Origin of the sequence: Photobacterium aphoticum (assembly GCF_001029435.1) — a bacterium.
In the GTDB taxonomy this organism is placed as follows: domain Bacteria; phylum Pseudomonadota; class Gammaproteobacteria; order Enterobacterales; family Vibrionaceae; genus Photobacterium; species Photobacterium aphoticum.
On the sequence record NZ_LDOV01000020.1, the window covers coordinates 74866 to 95643 of the forward strand.

Genomic DNA, 20778 nt, shown 5'->3' on the forward strand with positions numbered 1-20778 from the left:
TAGATGAATTTAGGGTACTACAGTTTGTAACCTGTAGCTACAATATAAACCTCACGAGAGCGATCTCGTGACGAGTCCGGCTTACGAATTTTGACCACTTTAAACATACTACGCACTTCAGCCAGATATTGGTCAAAGCCTTCACCTTGGAAAACTTTTACCGCAAAGCTGCCATTCGGTGCAAGTACTTGTCGACACATATCTAATGCTAGTTCAACAAGATACATTGCTCTAGGTTGGTCTGATGCTAGATTACCACTCATGTTGGGTGCCATATCTGACAACACAACATCCACCATATCAGGCTGAATGCGATCTAATAACGCCTCCAGCACTGCTTCTTCACGGAAGTCCCCTTGCAAGAAGCTTACGCCCGGTAAGGAGTCCATCGGAAGAATATCACACGCGATAACTTGTCCATCATCGCCCACCACGTCTGCCGCATACTGTGACCAGCCGCCTGGTGCTGCCCCCAAGTCGACTACCGTCATCCCTGGTTTCAGCAGTTTGTCTTTCTGTTGAATTTCTTCAATTTTAAAAATTGCGCGAGAGCGGTAGCCCTTTTTTTGCGCTTCTAAAACATATTTGTCGTCAAAATGTTCTTTCAACCAACGGCCAGAACTGCCCGAATGCTTTTTTTTACTCATGATTTACCTAATGAGTTTGGGTACTTATCAAGTATACTCAGCTACACCACAATTGGCGTATACTAAACAAATTAGTCTTCTAGACTATATGGCGTTAGAATACGCGGTTTTCAACCCTAATGTTAATAATAGAGTCAACATGAATCTAAGCACCAAGCAGAAGCAGTACCTTAAAGGTCTTGCCCACAACCTAAAACCAGTCGTTCTTATGGGTGCCAACGGCCTGACAGAAGCCGTACTTGCCGAGATTGAGCTGGCGCTTGACCACCATGAGCTTATCAAGGTTAAAGTGGCTGCTGAAGAGCGCGAAACCAAAGTTTTGATCGTTGACGCCATTGTCCGCGAAACCAAAGCTGAAAAAGTTCAGGTTATCGGTAAGACCCTAGTGCTATTCCGCCAGAGCGAAGATCGTAAGATCGAGCTGCCGCGCAAATAAAAAAGGCCGCCAGCGCGGCCTTTTTTACTGTTCCTTCATGGCACGGAACGCCATGAACGAATGGATACATGCCCAAACGGGCATGCCTTTCTGGCTTAGATGTAAGCCACTTCCGCGATTTCAAATTCGCGTGTGCCACCCGGTGTCACGATGGTTACTTCGTCGTCTTGCATCTTACCGATAAGACCACGTGCAATCGGTGAGTTCACCGAAATACGACCCGCTTTAATTTCCGCTTCGTCATCACCCACGATCTGATACGTCACTTCTTCTTCTGTATCGACATCGATCAAGGTAACCGTTGTACCGAAAATCACTTTGCCTGTGTTCTGCATCTTGGTCACATCAATCACCTGTGCCACAGACAGCTTGTATTCGATGTCACGGATCTGCGCTTCACAAATGCCTTGCTCTTCACGCGCCGCATGATATTCAGCGTTTTCTTTTAGATCCCCCAGCTCACGCGCTTCACCAATGGCTTGCGAAATAAGCGGGCGACGCTTAGTCAGGATTTCCAGTTCTTCGCGTAGCAGTTTCTCACCGCGTACCGTCATTGGAATCTTTTCCATAAATTTCTTACCTCAACGCCCGTATAGCTCTCGCTATAAAAGGCAAAAAAAAAGCCAGTCCGGTAGCATGACCGAACCTATCGATTAAATAAGGGAACACTTCATTCTAAACAAAGATGCCCAAGAGATCACCCTTGTTCCGTGATCTAGGCACCCAAGCGAATAAAACAAAATCACTGCTTTTTCCCGCCATCTCTACCCCTAACTGAAGTTGTACTTTTTTTATGCGCCCGTGATCACAATTATATGGATTGATACATTTTTTTGCGCCTAAAAGCGCGACAACAAAAGTCTAAAAACACCTAAATGCACACTTTGCAGTGAACTTTTCAAATTAAACGCAACCACCTGAATTTGTTAAAAAATAAAACATAAAACCCGCCATCATTCATACCTTTAAAGTATTTTTCAGTTTTTTTTACTAACAGTTTCGTCAGCACAAACAGTAAAAAGAACACCATGCATTTAGCACGGTTATGCATACGACATAATTTCCAAAAGGATTCGACAATGAACAAAAAACTGATTGCTCTAGCTGTAGCAGCAGCTTCTATCTCTTCTCTAGCAAACGCAGCAGAAGTGTACTCTGACGAAACATCTAGCCTAGCAGTTGGCGGTCGTTTTGAAGCGCGTGGCGTTCTAGCGGACAATGATGAAGGCAACGGCAAAGTTACTGACGCAACTCGCGTACGTATTAACGTAGCAGGTAAAACAGACATCTCTGATAACCTATACGGTGTCGGCTTCTTTGAAAAAGAATTCCAAAGTGCAGACAGCGCAGATGACGAAACTCGTTACGCATACGCTGGTCTAGGCGGCGAATACGGCCAAGTAGTTTACGGTAAAGCAGACGGCTCACTAGGCATGCTAACTGACTTCACCGATATCATGGCTTACAACGGTAACGAAGCAGGTAACAAGATTGCTGCGGGCGACCGTACTAGCAACAACTTGTCATACGTTGGTTCATTCGACCTTTCTGGCAACAACCTAACTGTTAAAGCGAACTACGTATTTGACGACGGTCAGAACACTGACGGTTACTCTGCAGCGGCAATGTACGCAATGGACATGGGTCTAGCGTTCGGTGCGGGTTACGGTGAACAAGACGGTCAGCATACAAGCCTAGGCCATCAAGACAAGACTGCTAAGCAGGCTTTCGGTGCGATTTCTTACACCTTCGGTGACTTCTACGTAGCAGGTCTGTACCAAGACGCAGAAAACACTATCGTTGACGATGCAATCATCGATAACTCTCGCGGCTACGAATTGGCTGCAGCGTACTCTTGGAACCAGACAGTGTTCACTTCTACGTACAACTACCTAGAAGACACTGATGCATCAGGCAAAGCGAAAGATCTACGTGACTCTCTAGCATTTGATGCAACTTACTACTTCAACAAGAACTTCCGTACTTACGCATCTTACAAGTTCAACCTGCTAGACAGCGACTTCGTTGGCAAAGCAGCGGGTTCTGATGAATTCGTACTAGGTGCACGTTACGACTTCTAATCCATTTGGGATTGATGTCATAGCGAATTCACGGCGCTGACCTTCGGGGTGGCGCCGTTTTGTTTTATGATGGCCCACCTTGGTGTACAAATGAAAGGTGACGCATGCTGCGTATTCTGCTCGCTTCTTTGAGCCTCGCGCTCACACTACCCGCCACAGCGGCGGAGACTAACCAACCGACTTCCCAACCCGCTGCAGCCACGCAAGCGGTATCCGCCAAACACGCCGGCACATCGAATACAGCCCATGCCAAGCGCTGGACACCGCCTTATCATTTACTGCCTGCGGGTAATGACAGTGCGCTACTGGTGATCGACATGGCGAGCGGGAAAACACTGTATCAGCACCGCGCAACGAAATTGCAGCCACCCGCCAGCACCCAAAAAATGCTGACCGCCTTGGCCGCCAAGCTGTATTTACCGTCTGACTTTCGCTTTGAGACCACCCTTGCCCAGCAAGGTGATGATCTGGTGTTCCAGTTCAGTGGCGATCCGACCCTTTCGCGCCAACAACTGGCCGGGCTACTCAAGCAAGCGAAACAAAAAGGGATCCGCACCATCAAGGGTGACATCCTGCTCAATGGTCAAGTCTTTAGCGGTCAAGAACATGCTACAGGTCTGCCGTGGGATATTCTGGGCGTGTGTTACAGCGCCCCAGCCAGCAGCCTGAGCTTGGAGCACAACTGTGTACAAGGCGCGCTGTACAGCAACCGGGCTCAAGGGCAACCAACACGGGTACATGTTCCCAGCCACCAGCCTGTCACGGTCACCAGCACGGCCAAAGTGGGGCCAGAAAAACCCAAAGACACTGATTTTTGTGAATTGCAGCTCAACGTCGCCCCCGACAACCACTACCTGCTAAGTGGTTGCTTACCTCAGCGTAAGAACCCGCTGCCTCTTAACTTTGCCGTGCAAGATACCGAGACTTACATCGCCGATACCCTCCAGCTTGAGCTAAAACGCTTGGGCATGCGCCTGAACGGCAAGATCCGCCGAGATGACAGCGCGACCGGCAAGGTGATTGCCCGCCATCGCTCAGCCACGCTTGATGAGCTGCTGACGACCATGGTGCAAGACTCGGATAACCTCATTGCCGATAACCTGGCAAAAACGCTGGGTGGCCGCTACTTCCAGCAACCAGGGAACTTCAGCAATGGCACGGCAGCCATCAAAGCGATTTTGAAAGACAAGGCACAGATTGATTTGAGCAATGCCGTACTGGCCGACGGTTCGGGCTTATCCCGTAATAACCGCTTAACCGCCCAGCAGATGCATCAGGTGCTGGCGTATATTTATCAGCATGACAACACGCTCGGGCTGATGAAGACGCTGCCCACCAGTGGTAAAACCGGCACCCTGCGCTACCGACAGAGCCTGCGTCAACCGCCATTGGCGGGTCGCATTGAGGCCAAGAGCGGCTCGCTGTACGGGACTTACAACTTAGCGGGGTTTGTGAAAACGCAATCGGGCAAAACGTTGCTTGTGGTACAGATGGTCACCAACTACCTGCCTGAGCCGGTTGATCCGGATGCGCCACGTGTGACACCACCGATCCAAGCGTTTGAGACCACGCTGTATGAAGACTTGTATTACGGTCGTTATTAGCCGTCGTTATTAGCCGCGATTATTAACTGTCGTTGTTAGCCATCGTTAATGGCCACAGGCATCAAACAAAAAATAGAACAACAAAAACGGCGAGTGCTTATCACACTCGCCGTTTTCTTTTGGGATGTAGATTTGAGTTTTGATTGCGATTTAGCGTTTCCTCAGGCCAACCCCAATACAGCATTCACCGTGGTGAAGTAGATGATCATCCCGGTGATATCGACTACCGAGGCCAGTACCGGGCTCACCAAGACCGCCGGATCCAGTTTCAATGCGCGGGCAATCATCGGTAGCACGCCGCCGACTGTCGTGGACAACACGACCTGCAAGGCAATCGCGATCCCAATGGCTAACGCCACATCAGATAACAACATGCCATTGGGCAACAGCGTACTGTCACTAAACACCAGCACACGACCAACAATTACGGTAGCCAACACTGCGGCAATCACCAGTGCAACGCGGAACTCTTTCCACACCACCCGTGCCCAGTCCCGACAATGGATCTCTTCCATCGCCAGCGCCCTAACCACCAATGTCGCCGCTTGAGAACCGGTATTCCCCCCAGCCGCTGCGATCACTGGCATGTAGATCGCCAGCAACACCAATTGGCTCAAGGTATCTTCGTAATGTGAGATGATCAAGCCAGAGACAATCCCCAGCAAAGCCAGGCCCACAATCCAGCCAATACGCTCACGCACATGGTTAAACACGCTGTTTTGCAAGTAGTGACCTGCCGGCTCCGCTTCGGAGCAAATCAACCCCAGCGCGTTTGCCAAATGGCGCATGCATACCTCTTCCCCACGCTCATCCAATCTGTCGAGCAAACTTTGCACATGACGCAGTGGGATCTCGTGCAACATCGCAATGGCTTCGGCCAGTGGCATTTTCACCAACAACGCCGCCTGCTCATCCAAGCTGTATTTCAAAAACGCATTGCGCACCGCCAAAATATCGCGCTGGGCAAACGCCGTTTTATGTTGTGTATTACGTTCTGTTTTTTCTGCTGCAGCACCTGCTGCATAGTGCATTACCGCCATGGCGAATCTCCCGATTGGCTAACAGTAACGACCACCGGAGTACCCTTTTTCGTACGCCACAGGCACAGCCTTATGGCTGATCACGGAATAACATTTATCACCGCGCAGGCACACAAGGACACGGCCACAGACACGCACAGTCAGTGGACACTCGCTATTGAGAATAAGGCAAGAAAATCAAGGAAATGATGTTTTGAAGGGGTATCAAAAGATAAGTAAAACAAACAGTTCCGAACCTGTGGGGCGGTTCGGACTATTGGAGACCGACGACGCCGTTAGCAGGTGTGATTTTCCAGCTTCATACTCGGGGGATGGTCGGTATCGTTCATGATGTCTCCAAAGAAAATACGTCGCTTATGCGACGGCCAATATTCTACGCCCTTTCGGCAAACATGCCACCCTCAGGACAAAAAAAGCCCGACAAAAACGTCACAAGCTGTGTCATCGCCCATCGAGCGACAGGCAAAAAAAATCCCCCGCCAGGCGAGGGATTTCATCTCACTGAGCATACGGGATGGATGACCCGTTATGCCTCAATTACGCGTTGTTAATGCGTGCGTGTAGCTCTTGTACTGAGGTCACGGTGTTGCGGTCATCCGCCGTCCATGCCATACAGGTAGCGAAGGCAGCGTTTAGCGTGGTGGTGTAGTTCACCTTCTCCGCCAATGCACCACGGCGTAGCACTTTTGAGTCTTCAATCGCCTGACGGCCTTCAGCCGTGTTCACGATGTAGGAGTACTCGTTGTTCTTGATACGGTCAAGAATGTGCGGACGCCCTTCGTGTACCTTGTTCACCAAGCGTGGGTTAATACCCGCTTCGCCCAGTACCACTGCGGTGCCGTGTGTCGCGTCTAGCTCGTAGCCTTGTTTCACCAGCTTCGATGCCAGGTCAACCACACGCTGCTTGTCGTTACCACGTACAGACAGCAGTGCACGGCCTTTCGCCTGCTTCACTTTGCCACAACCCAGTTCCGCTTTCGCAAACGCTTCTGCAAACGTATTGCCCACACCCATTACCTCACCGGTTGAGCGCATTTCTGGGCCAAGCAATGGGTCAACACCCGGGAACTTGTTGAACGGCAGTACCACTTCTTTCACTGAGTAGTACGGTGGAATGATTTCTTTGGTGAAACCTTGTGATTCCAGCGACTGCCCTGCCATTACACGTGCTGCGATTTTCGCCAGCGGTGCACCGGTAGCTTTTGACACAAACGGTACCGTACGTGCAGCACGCGGGTTCACTTCAATCAGGTAAACATCACCGTCTTTCACCGCAAACTGGGTGTTCATTAGGCCGCGTACGCCCAATTCAAACGCCAGTTTCTCAACCTGACGACGCATTTCATCCTGAATATCCTGGCTTAGAGTGTAAGCTGGCAGCGAACACGCTGAGTCACCAGAGTGAACACCTGCTTGCTCAATGTGCTCCATGATACCGCCAATTACCACGCGCTCGCCGTCGCAAATCGCATCAACATCGACTTCTGTCGCGTCATCCAGGAAGCGATCCAACAGAACCGGTGATTCGTTCGACACGCTCACGGCTTCGTTGAAGTAACGGCGCAGGTCAGCTTCGTCGTACACGATTTCCATTGCACGGCCACCCAGTACGTAAGACGGGCGAACCACCAGCGGGAAACCGATTTCACGAGATTTCTCAACCGCTTGCTCCATGGTGGTAACGGTGGCGTTTTCTGGCTGTAGCAGACCTAGACGCTCAACCGCAGCCTGGAAACGCTCACGGTCTTCTGCACGGTCAATCGCATCAGGGCTGGTACCGATGATAGGCACACCTGCCGCTTCCAGCGCACGCGCCAGTTTCAGTGGAGTTTGACCACCGTACTGTACGATAACGCCTTTTGGCTTCTCAACGCGCACGATAGACAATACATCTTCCAGTGTTACCGGTTCAAAGTACAGACGGTCTGACGTGTCGTAGTCCGTTGATACGGTTTCAGGGTTACAGTTCACCATGATGGTTTCGTAACCGTCTTCACGCAACGCTAGCGACGCGTGTACACAGCAGTAGTCGAACTCAATACCCTGACCGATACGGTTCGGGCCACCGCCCAATACCATGATCTTGTCTTTGTCGGTTGGGTTTGCTTCACACTCTTCGTCGTAAGACGAGTACATGTACGCCGTGTCAGACGAGAATTCAGCCGCACAGGTATCCACGCGCTTGTACACTGGGTGGATGTCGTACTGATCACGCAGCTTGCGAATTTCAGACTCAGCGATGCCCAGCAGTTTCGCCAGACGCGCATCGGCAAAGCCTTTACGCTTCAGCTTGCGCAGTACGTCTGCATTCAGGCCGGCAAAGCCGCCTTCTTTCACTTCGTTCTCAAGCTTCACCAACTCTTCGATTTGTACCAGGAACCAGCGGTCAACGTTGGTTAGCTTGAACACGCCGTCAACCGACATGCCCGCACGGAACGCATCCGCGATGTACCAAATACGCTCAGCACCGGCATCTTTCAGCTCATGACGGATCTTGGTCAGTGCGTCTGGCGCATCCAAATCCACCATTTCGTCAAAGCCGGTCGCGCCTACTTCCAGGCCACGTAGCGCTTTTTGTAGTGATTCTTGTTGGTTACGACCAATCGCCATCACCTCACCCACTGACTTCATCTGCGTGGTCAAACGGTCGTTCGCACCGGCAAATTTCTCGAAGTTAAAGCGAGGGATCTTCGTAACGACGTAGTCGATGGTTGGTTCGAACGAGGCTGGGGTCGCGCCGCCAGTGATGTCGTTCATCAGCTCATCCAGGGTGAAGCCCACCGCCAGTTTCGCTGCCACTTTTGCGATAGGGAAACCGGTCGCTTTAGATGCCAATGCCGATGAACGAGATACACGTGGGTTCATCTCGATGATCACCATGCGGCCATCTTTCGGGTTGATACCGAACTGCACGTTTGAACCACCGGTTTCAACGCCGATTTCGCGTAGTACCGCCAGCGATGCATTACGCATCAACTGGTATTCTTTGTCAGTCAGCGTCTGTGCTGGCGCTACTGTGATGGAGTCACCGGTGTGAATACCCATTGGGTCGAAGTTTTCAATCGCACACACGATGATACAGTTGTCGTTCTTATCACGAACCACTTCCATCTCGTACTCTTTCCAGCCGATCAGGGATTCATCAATAAGCAGCTCGTTGGTTGGCGACAAGTCCAGACCACGACGACAGATCTCTTCAAATTCTTCTTTGTTATACGCGATACCGCCGCCCGTACCACCCATGGTGAACGATGGACGGATGATACATGGGAAGCCGACCATATCGAGGACTTTGTAAGCTTCTTCCATGGTTTTCGCGGTATCAGCTCGTGGACACGCCAGGCCAATTGACTTCATCGCTTTATCAAAGCGAGAACGGTCTTCCGCTTTATCAATCGCATCTGCCGTTGCACCGATCATTTCCACGCCGAACTCAGCCAGTACGCCGTGCTTTTCCAGATCCAGTGCACAGTTCAGTGCCGTCTGACCACCCATGGTTGGCAGAATCGCATCTGGACGCTCTTTTTCGATGATCTTACGTACCACTTCCCAGTGGATCGGCTCAATGTATGTCGCATCAGCCATCTCTGGGTCAGTCATGATAGTCGCAGGGTTCGAGTTCACCAGGATAACGCGATAGCCTTCTTCGCGTAGCGCTTTACACGCCTGTGCCCCTGAATAGTCAAACTCACAAGCCTGACCGATAACGATTGGGCCAGCACCCAGGATAAGAACACTTTTAATGTCAGTACGTTTTGGCATTGCTAATTACTCCGGCTTAGGCGCTGTGCTGCTTGATCAGGTCAATAAAGTGGTCAAAAAGTGGTGCCGCATCGTGCGGACCCGGGCTTGCCTCAGGGTGGCCCTGGAAGCTGAATGCTGGCTTGTCGGTACGGTGAATACCTTGTAGGGAACCATCAAACAGTGACTTGTGCGTCGCGCGCAGGTTGTCAGGCAGGGTTGCTTCATCCGCAGCAAAGCCGTGGTTTTGGCTGGTGATCATCACCACATTGCGGTCCAAATCTTTAACCGGGTGGTTAGCACCGTGGTGACCGAACTTCATCTTCACCGTTTGTGCACCACTGGCCAGTGCCAGGATCTGGTGGCCCAGACAGATACCAAAAATTGGCAGACCTTTTTCCAGGAACACTTTGGTCGCTTCAATCGCGTAAGTACAAGGCGCTGGGTCACCCGGGCCGTTCGACAGGAACACACCGTTCGGGTTAAGTGCCAGTACCTCTTCTGCTGAGGTTTGTGCCGGTACGACAGTCAGGCGACAGCCACGGTCAACCAGCATGCGCAGGATGTTACGCTTTGCACCGAAGTCATACGCGACAACGTGGTATGGCAATTCGCTGTCATCTTTCGCTTCTGGCAATCCACCTTCCAGCGTCCAAGAGCCTTGTTTCCACGTGTAGGTCTCTGCCGTGGTCACTTCTTTGGCCAAGTCCATACCTTTCAGACCAGGGAATGCTTGCGCTTGTGCCAGTGCCCAGGCTTCATCCAGGTTGTTACCTGCGATGATGCAGCCATTCTGTGCACCTTTTTCACGCAATAGACGAGTCAGTTTACGGGTATCAATATCAGCGATGCCGACAATGTTTTGGGACTTGAGGTAATCAGAAAGGGTTTGTTGATTACGGAAATTAGAAGCGATGAGGGGAAGATCGCGAATCACCAGGCCTTGCGCATGGATTGAGGAGGATTCTTCATCTTCGGCATTGGTGCCGGTGTTGCCAATATGAGGATAAGTTAGTGTCACAATCTGTTGAGAATAAGAAGGGTCAGTGAGAATTTCCTGATACCCCGTCATCGAGGTATTAAAAACAACTTCACCAACGGCCGAACCATCTGCCCCAATGGACACGCCGTGGAACACTGTTCCATCTTCCAGGACTAACAGCGCTGATTTGCTCAAGACAACCTCCAAAAATAATAAAAATGCAACAGAAATAGATAAACTTGCAACCATCCATTCAATACTACGTCAAGCGTCACATCAAGGGGATTTTTGACAAATTGCGCGTATTCTAGAGGTGACCGTTTGCGCTGTCAACAAGACCACTAAAAATAAATTTATTTATAGTCACTTCAAAACAAAACCCGCACCAACAAGGGAAAAAGAAAAGAAAACCCACATGAAAACTGCCGCTTTTTTCATCATTTGATATTTTATCGTTTGCGCAAATCACACATCCATGAAAAACAAAAAAATCGATTTATAAAATCAAAAAACACCAAGTTTTCATGTGAAAACAAACAACAGGATACACAGGAAGGCAAAAAGACTCAAAAGAAGCCATCTTTTTAGTGAATTTCAAAATATGCTAAGCGTGAAAAACCCTCCTGTGACACAGGCCGAATATTCATTTTTTATTCATGGGTATTTTTGAGGGGAATAGTGATACCTCTGGCAAATTATGTAACCAGAGGTATCAGAGAAGCAGTGGGCCTGTGTGAATATCACACAGTAAGGTGGTTAAATTTGATCCAGGCTTAAGACGTCTTGCATGGTATAGAAACCTGCTGGCTTCTCATTGAGCCATACTGCCGCACGCACCGCACCATTGGCAAACGTCATGCGGTCGGTCGCTTTATGGGTAATTTCAACACGCTCACCAATGTCGGCAAACATCGCGGTGTGCTCACCGACAATGTCACCAGCACGGATAGTGGCAAAACCAATCTCATCACGGCTACGCTCACCAGTGATCCCTTCACGGGCATACACGGCCACATCGCTCAGTTTGTTACCCATCGCGCCGGCAATGGCTTCACCCATACCGATCGCCGTCCCAGAGGGCGCATCCACTTTATGGCGATGGTGGGCTTCGATGATCTCGATATCACAGTAATCCCCCATCACCTTGGCGGCTTTTTCCAACAGCTTGAACACCAGGTTCACACCCACGCTGTAGTTGGGTGCCATCACCACCGGCATCACGTCGGCGGCAGCATCAATTTGTGCGCGCTCTTCATCGGTAAAACCCGTCGTGCCAATCACGATTTTCTTCCCGTGCTGCTGACAAAACGCGATATTGGCCAAGGTCGCGACAGGCGCCGTAAAATCAATCAGGACATCAAAGTCATCAACCGCTTTGGCTAAGTCATCCACAATCGCTACAGAGATAGCACCGATCCCGGCCAACTCACCGGCGTCCGCCCCCACTAATGTCGATTCCGGACGTTCCGTCGCGGCACCGAGTGTGGCGTGCTCTGACAAATGAGTGGCTTTCAGTAGCTGGCGGCCCATGCGTCCTGCCGCACCCGCAATCGCAATTCTTACCATGGGGTAAGTTCTCCCTTCGGTTAATGTTTCGTTCACGTTGCCCCCAATGTAGCTTGTTGACGGCAATAAAAAAAGCCCTGGCAAGGCCAGGGCTTTCAATAAGACATATTTCACCACGTCATGCATTCGCAGCGTGCGGTATGCTAACCACTTACAGGTTTTTCACCTGCAGCTCGCGTGGTACCTCAAAGAACATGTTCTCTTCACGCCCACTCAGCTCTTCTACCGACGCGCCGGTCAGGGTCTGAATACGTTCAATGATCTGATTCACCAGTGCTTCCGGTGCTGATGCCCCTGCGGTGATACCGATACGGGTTTTCGCCGTAAACCACTGCGCATCCACATCTTCCGGACAATCCGTCAGGTAACCCGGTGTGCCCAGCTTCTCTGCCAATTCACGCAGACGGTTAGAATTGGAGGAGTTCTTCGAGCCCACCACAATCATCACGTCCACGGTTTCTGCCATTTCACGTACCGCATCTTGGCGGTTTTGGGTCGCGTAGCAGATATCGTCTTTACGCGGGCCTTGGATTTCAGGGAAGGTGTTGCGCAGCGCGTCAATCACATCGGCAGTTTCGTCCACCGACAAGGTGGTTTGGCTGACGTAATGCAGGTTACTTGGATCTTTCACCACCATACGCGCGACATCTTCTGGTTTCTCTACCAGATACATGCCACCGGTTTCGCTGGCATACTGCCCCATGGTGCCTTCCACTTCCGGGTGACCAGCGTGGCCAATCAGCACCACTTCCATATTGCGACGGCTGGCGCGCGCCACTTCCATATGCACTTTGGTCACCAATGGACACGTGGCATCAAACACAGTCAACTGACGGGCTTTGGCTTCATTGCGTACCGCTTGTGAGACACCGTGAGCGGAGAAGATCACGATGTTGTCATCCGGCACTTCGTGCAGCTCTTCGACAAAGATCGCACCGCGTTGCTTCAACCCTTCCACCACGAAACGGTTGTGCACCACTTCGTGACGCACGTAAATCGGCGGCTGGTACAATTCCAGTGCACGCTCAACAATACTGATCGCACGGTCAACACCGGCGCAGAAACCCCTCGGGTTTGCGAGTAAGATTTTCATGACTTACAGCTCTTCATTTTCAATCGCGACAACTTCTACGTCGAACGTTACGCGCTGCCCTGCAAGAGGGTGATTAAAATCGACAGTCACCGAATCCCCCGTGACATCGGTGATGATCCCCGGCACGTCTTGCCCATCGGGACCGGCGAACGCAATGATATTGCCGACTTCGGCAGGCGCATCGGCACCAAACTTGGCCCTGTCCACGTGGTGGATGTTGTCTGGGTTAGGTAGACCAAAGGCATCTTCCGGCGCCAGTTCAAACTGACTTTTCTGTCCGGTTGTCAGCCCCAGCAGACACTTTTCAAAGTTTGGCGTCAAACTGCCATCGCCCATGCGAAATTTTGCCGGCCGCCCCATCGCTTGTGTGGAATCAGCCACCGACCCATCGGCCAGCTTAATGGCAAAATGCATAAGTACTTCACTGCGTTCTGTAATCACTGACATGTAGGGTCCTTTCTCGTAGTAATTGTCATCGCTCTATCTCCACAGCCTCTCCAGACCGCAGGAATAGATTTTTATTACGTCCATTTAACAACAAAGCGCCGCCCGTATCAACGGACGGCGCTTAGGGTTATCTCGCCATGAGGATCAGTGGTTCACGGTCTGTTTTTTTCGGTCAGACAAGAAGCCTTCCAAAATGATCAGCGCAGCACCAATACAGATTGCCGTGTCGGCAATGTTGAACGCTGGCCAGTGGTAATCCCCGACATAGAAGTCCAGGAAGTCCACCACAAACCCGTGATACATACGGTCAAACAAGTTGCCCAATGCACCACCAATAATCAACGCATAAGAGACATTGGCCAGTTTGTGTGACGCTGGCAGTTTACGCATCCAGTACGTCAACATGCCACACACACCCAAGGCTATCGCCGTAAACAACCAACGCTGCCAGCCACCCGCATCACTCAAAAAGCTAAATGCCGCACCGTAGTTGTGCACATACAGCAAGTTGAAGAACGGCAACAGTTCAATACGGTTGGGCCAACCGTAATCCATGTTGTGCATGACAAGAAACTTACTGGCGATATCAACGATGAACACCAGAGCGGCCAGCCACAGCCAGCGCACTCCAGATTGTTTCACCGGTATCCCGTTTTCAGGCGATAACTTGGTCATTAGGCAAACTTACGCTCTTCGCCGTCGCCTTCTACGTTGCTCACGCAGCGGCCACACACTTCTTCGTGACCTGCAATCGTGCCAACATCGGCCACGTGGTGCCAACAACGGTCACACTTCGCTGCTTCAGAGGCTTTCACTGTTACAAACAGACCTTCAACCTCAGTCGCTTGCGCGCCTTCTGGCTGGCTGTCTACCGCAACAACGTCAGCTTTAGACGTTAGCAGAACGAAACGCAGTTCGTCTTCTAGCAGGCTTAGCTTCTCAGCCAGTGCAGGCGTTGCAGATAGGGTCACTTCTGCCTGTAGCGCACCACCGATCACTTTCTCGTTACGTGCCGCTTCTAGCAGTTTGTTCACACCGCCACGCACCTTCTGGATTTCAGCCCAGAATTCGTTGTTCAGTGCTTCGTCATCAGACAGACCGAACAGACCTTCATACCACTCGCCAGTGAACACGAACTTGTCGCGCTGACCCGGCATTTCCTGCCAGATTTCATCAGCAGTGAACGACATGATAGGTGCCATCCAACGAACCAGTGCTTCTACGATGTAGTATAGCGCTGTCTGACAGCTACGCTGCGCGTGGCCACCACGTTTCGCGGTGTACTGACGGTCTTTGATAACGTCCAGGTAGAAAGAACCCATTTCTACAGAACAGAACTGCATCAAACGCTGCGTTACTGTGTGTAGGTTGTAGTCTTCGTACGCTGCTACGATCGCGTCTTGTGCCGCTTTCGCCTGGCCAACGGCCCAGCGATCCAGTGCCACCATTTCTTCTACTGGCACGATATCGGTTTCAGGGTTGAAGCCGTTTAGGTTTGCCAGCAAGAAACGTGCAGTGTTACGGATACGACGGTACGCATCGGCGCTGCGGTTTAGGATCTGATCAGAAACAGCCACTTCACCGGTAGAGTCCGTTGATGCTACCCACAGACGCAGGATGTCAGCACCCAGCTTGTTGGTCACATCTTTTGGTGCCACAACGTTACCGATAGACTTCGACATCTTACGGCCTTGACCGTCTACCACGAAACCGTGAGTCAGAACTTGCTTGTACGGTGCCACACCTTTCATCGCAACCGATGAAATCAGTGATGACTGGAACCAACCACGGTGCTGGTCAGAACCTTCTAGGTACAGATCCGCGCTCGCGCCATTGAACTCTTCACGGCTGTCGACCACAGAGAAGTGTGTCACACCAGAGTCGAACCATACGTCTAGAGTGTCTAGCACTTTCTCGTAGTTTGCTGCATCGGCTTCGCCCATTAGCTCAGCAGGGTCTAGATCCCACCATGCCTGAATGCCTTTTTGCTCAACCAGTTTCGCGACTTTTTCAATCAGCTCTGGTGAGTTAGGGTGCAGCTCTTGTGTTTCTTTATGAACGAACAGTGCGATTGGCACGCCCCACGTACGCTGACGTGAGATACACCATTCTGGACGGCCTTCAACCATGCTCTCAATGCGGCTTTGACCCCATTCAGGCATCCACTGTACGCCTTTGATTTCTTCTAGTGCTTTCGCGCGCAGACCCGCCTGATCCATCGATACGAACCACTGTGGGGTCGCACGGAAGATGATTGGCGTTTTGTGACGCCAGCAATGTGGGTAGCTGTGCTCGTAAGCGTGGTGGTGTAACAATGCGCCATGTTCTTTTAGCGTTTCAACCACAGCGTCGTTCGCTTTGAACACGTGCTGACCCGCAAACAATGGCGTATCAGACAGGTAAACACCGTTTGAACCCACTGGGTTCGCCACTTCTAGGTTGTACTTTTGACCTACTGCGAAGTCTTCCTGACCGTGGCCAGGTGCTGTGTGTACCACACCCGTACCAGAATCAGTCGTTACGTGATCGCCAAGGATCGCAGGTACAGTGAAGTCGTAGAACGGATGCTGGAACTGCTGCAGTTCAAGATCGGCACCTTTCGCAAAACCTAGGTTGTGGAAGTGCTCGATACCGGCACGGTCCATCACGTCTTTCGCTAGCTCAGACGCTACGATGATACGCTCAGGCTTATCGCCTTCAACTTGGATCAGTACGTATTCCAGATCGTCACGCAGACATACCGCACGGTTTGCAGGCAATGTCCAAGGTGTAGTCGTCCAGATAACGATAGACACGTCACCGTGACCTTCGTGGCCTTCTGCTAGCGCAAATTTTGCCAGCAGTGCCGCTTCGTCAGCGGTTTTAAAGCGTACGTCGATAGACGGAGATACTTTGTCTTTGTATTCCACTTCCGCTTCAGCCAGTGCAGAACCACAATCTGTACACCAGTGAACAGGCTTGAAGCCTTTTAGTAGGTGACCTTGATCGGCAATTTTGCCCAGCGCACGAATGATGTTCGCTTCAGTATCAAAGTCCATAGTGCGGTATGGCTTGTCCCACTCACCCAGTACACCCAGGCGAATGAAGCTTTCTTTCTGACCTTCTACCTGACCGGCAGCGTATTCACGGCATTTCTCGCGGAATTCAGCCGCCGTCACTTTCTGGCCTGGTTTGCCCACTTTCTTTTCTACCATCAGTTCGATTGGCAGACCGTGGCAGTCCCAGCCTGGTACATACGGTGCATCAAAGCCTGACAGAGTCTTTGACTTAATAATAATGTCTTTAAGAATCTTGTTTAGCGCGTGACCAATATGAATATCACCGTTGGCGTATGGAGGGCCATCGTGTAGTACGAAGGATTTCTTACCCTTCTTAGCTTTACGAATTTCACCGTAAAGATCTTCATCGTACCAACGCTTAAGCATTGCAGGCTCACGCTGAGCTAGGTTGCCTCGCATCGGAAACCCTGTTTCAGGCAGGTTCAGGGTATCTTTATAGTCACTCATTGATTCTCGATTCCGTTACTTGGGCGAAGTTGGACATTATTACGCTCAGCCAGCCACACCCGTGCTGACTGGGCATCACGTTCGATTTGTGCTTGTAGTGCACTAAATGATTCAAACTTTATTTCGTCGCGCAACTTATGGCGAAGCACGACTTCAATCTGCGCTCCGTAAAGATCAGATTGGAAATCAAACAGGTGTACCTCCAACTGGCGGCGGACACCGTTGACGGTTGGTCGACGACCAACATTGGCGACACCCGGCAGAGGGGTCGCAGCCACGCCATAGACGTCAACAGCATAGACGCCGGACACCGGAGAAACCCGGCGCTTGAGCGGAACGTTTGCGGTCGGAAAGCCGATCGTTCGCCCAAGTTTCCGCCCATGAGAGACGCGCCCACTGATCGCAAATGGACGCCCTAGCATGGACTCAGCCAGTGCCAATTCGTCGTTGGCTAAAGCCTGACGGATAGCGGTACTGCTGACACGCTGCTGTGACACACAAAAACTTTGTGTACTGACGACCGTAAAGCCGTGGCGTTTACCGGCCGCTTCTAGCATGGCGAAATCCCCTTTGCGGCCTTGGCCGAAGCGGAAATCATCACCAACTACCAGAAACTTAACACCCAATTGCTCAACCAACAAGCGACGAACAAAATCTTCTGGCGTTTGGCGAGCAAAATGGTGATTAAAATTCACACACAGAAAACGATCGAGTCCGATCTGCTTAAGTTGCAAATATTTGTCACGAAAGCGGGTTAACCGTGCGGGGGCGTTATCACCTGCGAACAGCTCCTGAGGCTGGGGCTCAAAGCTCATGACTGTCGCCGGACAGCCCATTGCTTCCGCCTTCGCCATCACCTGACGTAAAACCGCCTGGTGGCCTAGGTGAACACCATCAAAATTACCAATGGTCAGCACGCAACCGCGATGCTGAGGTTGGATATTATGTATTCCTCGGATCAATTCCATGCGTCATGTACATTATCGCAGAGTGAAAAACTGACGGATTATATACTACTCTCAACCCATCATACCAATCTGAATCACCTCACAGCGGCTTTGCTGGCTTTTTCTTAGGCAGGCTTTAACGCCAAATCCCCGAAAAAACCCGCCCGCCGCCGTGACGTGTTCACGACAAATTACGCAGCAGCACGCAGATGACGCGGGCGGATGCCCAGTACGAACACCGCAAACAGGTATGCCCCGGCACCAATACCGATCAACCCCGCCAGCCATGCCGCACGGTGCAACAATGACCATTCCAGCCACTGGCTCATGGCCGGCAGCGCTTGCAACAAGGTCACCACCATCACCACACCCGCAACGATCAAACGGCCAACAAACGCCAAGGTTGATTTGCTGATCTTGTACACGCCACCGATGTGCAAACCACGGTACAACAGGCCGGCATTCACCAAAGCAGACAGCGCCGTTGCCATCGCCAGTCCCACATAACCGTAGAAATACGCAAAAATTGCGTTAAACACCATGTTGGTGGTCATGGCGATGATGCCGTATTTCACCGGGGTCTTGGTATCTTGGCGGGCGTAGTAACCCGGTGCCAGCACTTTGATCAGCATGAAGTTCAACAAACCGGAGGCGTAAGCCAACAGCGACATCGACGCCTGCTCGACATCGGTTGGGGTAAATTCACCGCGCATAAACAGCACCATCAGCATCGGCTTAGCCAATACCATCAATCCGAGCATGGCAGGCAAGCCAAGCAGCAGCACCATGCGCACGCCCCAGTCCATGGTCTGAGCAAACTGCTCCGGGCTTTGATCCACGTGCTTACGCGAGAGCGCCGGCAAAATCACGGTGGCGATAGCGATACCGAACAACCCAAGCGGGAATTCCAACAGACGGTCGGAATAGTACAGCCAGCTGATAGAGCCGGTCGCCAGGAAGCTGGCAATGAAGGTATCCAGTAACAGGTTGATTTGACTCACAGACACACCAAATAGTGCCGGGATCATCAGGGTTCGGATCTTTACCACACCAGGATCACGCCAGCCCCATTTCGGTTTCACCAGCATTCCCTCCTTATATAGGAAAGGAATTTGGAATAAAAACTGGACGAGGCCCCCCAAGAACACGCCGATCGCCAAGCCGATCTCCGGTTGTGACAACTGAGGTGCCAAGAACCATGCACAGCCAATGATGGCCACGTTCAAAAAGACAGGGGTAAAGGAAGAGACGGCAAACTTACCCAGCGTATTTAAGATGGCGCCAGAGAGCGCAACAAAGGTAATGAACCACAAATACGGGAAAGTGATCTTGAGCAGCAGGCTGGCCAATTCAAATTTCGGCGCAGCAGGGCCGTCATTGAGCCAGTCGATAAACCACCCTGCACCGAATAATGCAGTGACCACCCCAGAGCCCAGGATCCCCAATAAGGTTACCACAGTCACAATCACCCCCAGCGTACCGGACGCACGGGCAATCAACTGACGCGTCCGATCCATGTCGCCTGCGGCATGGTATTCGGTCAGCACGGGTACGAAGGCTTGCGAAAACGCCCCTTCAGCAAAAAGGCGACGCAAAAAATTGGGGATCTTATTCGCAAAGAAAAAAACATCGGCGGCGGCACCCGCTCCCATTAGGTTCGCCACGACCACATCTCGCACCAAACCAAGCACTCGAGAGACCAATGTCATGGTGCTGACAATCAGTCCTGAGCGCAAAAGACGCTTGCTCACAAAAAAAACCTCATAAAGATGGCCCCAAAAGGTGACTTCCGAGTCCAAATGCTGGTAAAATCTGCCGCCATATTAACCGTGTTATTCCGCGAGTGCCAATTCAATTGGTTCGGCGGTTATTTGCACAAATCATTTGACAATATTCGGTTTAACAGGCATAGTCCTCGGCCTTAAATTGTCACCGTACCAAGTTTTGGAGTTATACCCTTGGCAAATATCAAATCTGCTAAGAAACGTGCGCTTACTTCAGAAAAACGTCGCCAGCACAACGCTAGCCGTCGTTCTATGATGCGTACTTTCTTCAAGAAAGTAGTTGCAGCTATTGAAGCTGGCAACAAAGAAGCTGCTACTCAAGCTTTCGCTGATATGCAACCTGTTATGGACCGCATGGCTACTAAAGGCCTGATCCACGCTAACAAAGCTGCACGTCACAAAGCTCGCCTAGCTGCGAAAATCAAAGCTCTTTAATTTGAGTTCTGATTTTGTGATAAAAAAACCGGCCTAGGCCGGTTTTTTTATATCTGTTTCATCTTCATCGCTTCAATGCTCAGCCCGTCACAAAGATCAGGCGCTCAGTCACGAGCATGGCGCTCACTGTCTGAAGACTGTGTCTCTGCTGGTGCACCACAGTACATGCTGTGCAACAACTGAATCATCGCCCGCACTTCCTCGCTTTTCAGCCGATAATAGACCGTCTGCGCCTCTTTACGCGTCGCCACCAGCCCATCACGCCGCAACCAGGCCAAATGCTGGGAGAGCGCTGACTGACTCAGTTGCAGCTTCTCACTCATCATTCCCACTGACATTTCTTCTTCCAGCAAATAGCACAGAATGAATAAACGTCGCTCATTGGCCATGGCTTTGAGCAGGGCGACAGCCTTCGGGGCGTTTTGTGCCATCTGTTCGAGTTCCATCCGGCGGTCCCCTCTCAATTAAG

The 20778-nt window shown here is 51.2% G+C and carries 17 protein-coding genes; 4 read left to right on the forward strand and 13 right to left on the reverse strand.

What is annotated here, in order from left to right:
- Nucleotides 1-17: 17 nt before the first annotated feature.
- Complete coding sequence (gene rlmE / locus ABT58_RS10985) at nt 18-647, reverse strand: 23S rRNA (uridine(2552)-2'-O)-methyltransferase RlmE (protein WP_047874453.1); 630 nt, start codon at nt 645-647, stop codon at nt 18-20.
- Nucleotides 648-786: 139 nt separating this feature from the next.
- Between rlmE and yhbY the strand changes: the two genes are divergently transcribed.
- Nucleotides 787-1083 carry a ribosome assembly RNA-binding protein YhbY gene (yhbY, locus tag ABT58_RS10990; RefSeq protein WP_047874454.1) on the forward strand — a complete coding sequence of 99 codons (297 nt, stop codon included), beginning with the start codon at nt 787-789 and terminating at the stop codon, nt 1081-1083.
- Nucleotides 1084-1178: 95 nt separating this feature from the next.
- On the opposite strand, the gene greA is transcribed toward yhbY, so the two are convergent.
- Nucleotides 1179-1652 carry a transcription elongation factor GreA gene (gene greA / locus ABT58_RS10995; RefSeq protein WP_047874455.1) on the reverse strand — a complete coding sequence of 158 codons (474 nt, stop codon included), beginning with the start codon at nt 1650-1652 and terminating at the stop codon, nt 1179-1181.
- 510 nt (nt 1653-2162) lie between these two features.
- Between greA and ABT58_RS11000 the strand changes: the two genes are divergently transcribed.
- The gene (locus ABT58_RS11000) at nt 2163-3164 is read left to right on the forward strand and encodes a porin (protein WP_047874456.1); all 1002 of its coding nucleotides are present in this window, start codon (nt 2163-2165) and stop codon (nt 3162-3164) included.
- A 104-nt stretch (nt 3165-3268) separates the two neighbouring features.
- Nucleotides 3269-4768 carry a serine-type D-Ala-D-Ala carboxypeptidase gene (gene dacB, locus ABT58_RS11005; RefSeq protein ID WP_082211071.1) on the forward strand — a complete coding sequence of 500 codons (1500 nt, stop codon included), beginning with the start codon at nt 3269-3271 and terminating at the stop codon, nt 4766-4768.
- 161 nt (nt 4769-4929) lie between these two features.
- On the opposite strand, the gene ABT58_RS11010 is transcribed toward dacB, so the two are convergent.
- The 10 genes from ABT58_RS11010 to murJ form a co-directional block, all read right to left on the reverse strand.
- Nucleotides 4930-5808, reverse strand: coding sequence for a magnesium transporter (locus ABT58_RS11010; RefSeq protein ID WP_047874457.1), 879 nt, complete (start codon nt 5806-5808; stop codon nt 4930-4932).
- 537 nt (nt 5809-6345) lie between these two features.
- The gene (carB, locus tag ABT58_RS11015) at nt 6346-9570 is read right to left on the reverse strand and encodes a carbamoyl-phosphate synthase large subunit (protein ID WP_047874458.1); all 3225 of its coding nucleotides are present in this window, start codon (nt 9568-9570) and stop codon (nt 6346-6348) included.
- Nucleotides 9571-9586: 16 nt separating this feature from the next.
- Nucleotides 9587-10726, reverse strand: a complete 1140-nt coding sequence (gene carA, locus ABT58_RS11020; RefSeq protein WP_047874532.1) for a glutamine-hydrolyzing carbamoyl-phosphate synthase small subunit — start codon at nt 10724-10726, stop codon at nt 9587-9589.
- A gap of 561 nt (nt 10727-11287) precedes the next feature.
- Nucleotides 11288-12097, reverse strand: a complete 810-nt coding sequence (gene dapB, locus ABT58_RS11025) for a 4-hydroxy-tetrahydrodipicolinate reductase (RefSeq protein ID WP_047874533.1) — start codon at nt 12095-12097, stop codon at nt 11288-11290.
- A 151-nt stretch (nt 12098-12248) separates the two neighbouring features.
- On the reverse strand, nt 12249-13190 hold the full coding sequence (ispH, locus tag ABT58_RS11030) for a 4-hydroxy-3-methylbut-2-enyl diphosphate reductase (RefSeq protein ID WP_047874459.1): 942 nt from the start codon (nt 13188-13190) through the stop codon (nt 12249-12251).
- 3 nt (nt 13191-13193) lie between these two features.
- Entirely contained in the window at nt 13194-13637 is a 444-nt protein-coding gene (fkpB, locus tag ABT58_RS11035) for an FKBP-type peptidyl-prolyl cis-trans isomerase (RefSeq protein ID WP_047874460.1), read from the reverse strand.
- Between the two features lie 144 nt (nt 13638-13781).
- Complete coding sequence (gene lspA, locus ABT58_RS11040; protein ID WP_047874461.1) at nt 13782-14312, reverse strand: signal peptidase II; 531 nt, start codon at nt 14310-14312, stop codon at nt 13782-13784.
- A complete protein-coding gene (gene ileS / locus ABT58_RS11045; RefSeq protein ID WP_047874462.1) occupies nt 14312-17143 on the reverse strand; it encodes an isoleucine--tRNA ligase in 2832 nt (943 codons plus the stop codon). The genes lspA and ileS overlap by 1 nt, the downstream gene beginning before the upstream one ends.
- Nucleotides 17140-18111: a bifunctional riboflavin kinase/FAD synthetase gene (ribF, locus tag ABT58_RS11050; protein ID WP_047874463.1), complete on the reverse strand. Its 972-nt coding sequence runs from the start codon at nt 18109-18111 to the stop codon at nt 17140-17142. The genes ileS and ribF overlap by 4 nt, the downstream gene beginning before the upstream one ends.
- Nucleotides 18112-18281: 170 nt before the next feature.
- Nucleotides 18282-19841: a murein biosynthesis integral membrane protein MurJ gene (gene murJ, locus ABT58_RS11055; RefSeq protein WP_047874464.1), complete on the reverse strand. Its 1560-nt coding sequence runs from the start codon at nt 19839-19841 to the stop codon at nt 18282-18284.
- Nucleotides 19842-20048: 207 nt separating this feature from the next.
- Here murJ and rpsT point away from each other — a divergent pair, with 207 nt between their 5' ends.
- Nucleotides 20049-20309: a 30S ribosomal protein S20 gene (gene rpsT / locus ABT58_RS11060; RefSeq protein ID WP_047874465.1), complete on the forward strand. Its 261-nt coding sequence runs from the start codon at nt 20049-20051 to the stop codon at nt 20307-20309.
- Nucleotides 20310-20413: 104 nt separating this feature from the next.
- On the opposite strand, the gene ABT58_RS11065 is transcribed toward rpsT, so the two are convergent.
- Complete coding sequence (locus ABT58_RS11065) at nt 20414-20755, reverse strand: ArsR/SmtB family transcription factor (RefSeq protein ID WP_047874466.1); 342 nt, start codon at nt 20753-20755, stop codon at nt 20414-20416.
- Nucleotides 20756-20778: the final 23 nt, after the last annotated feature.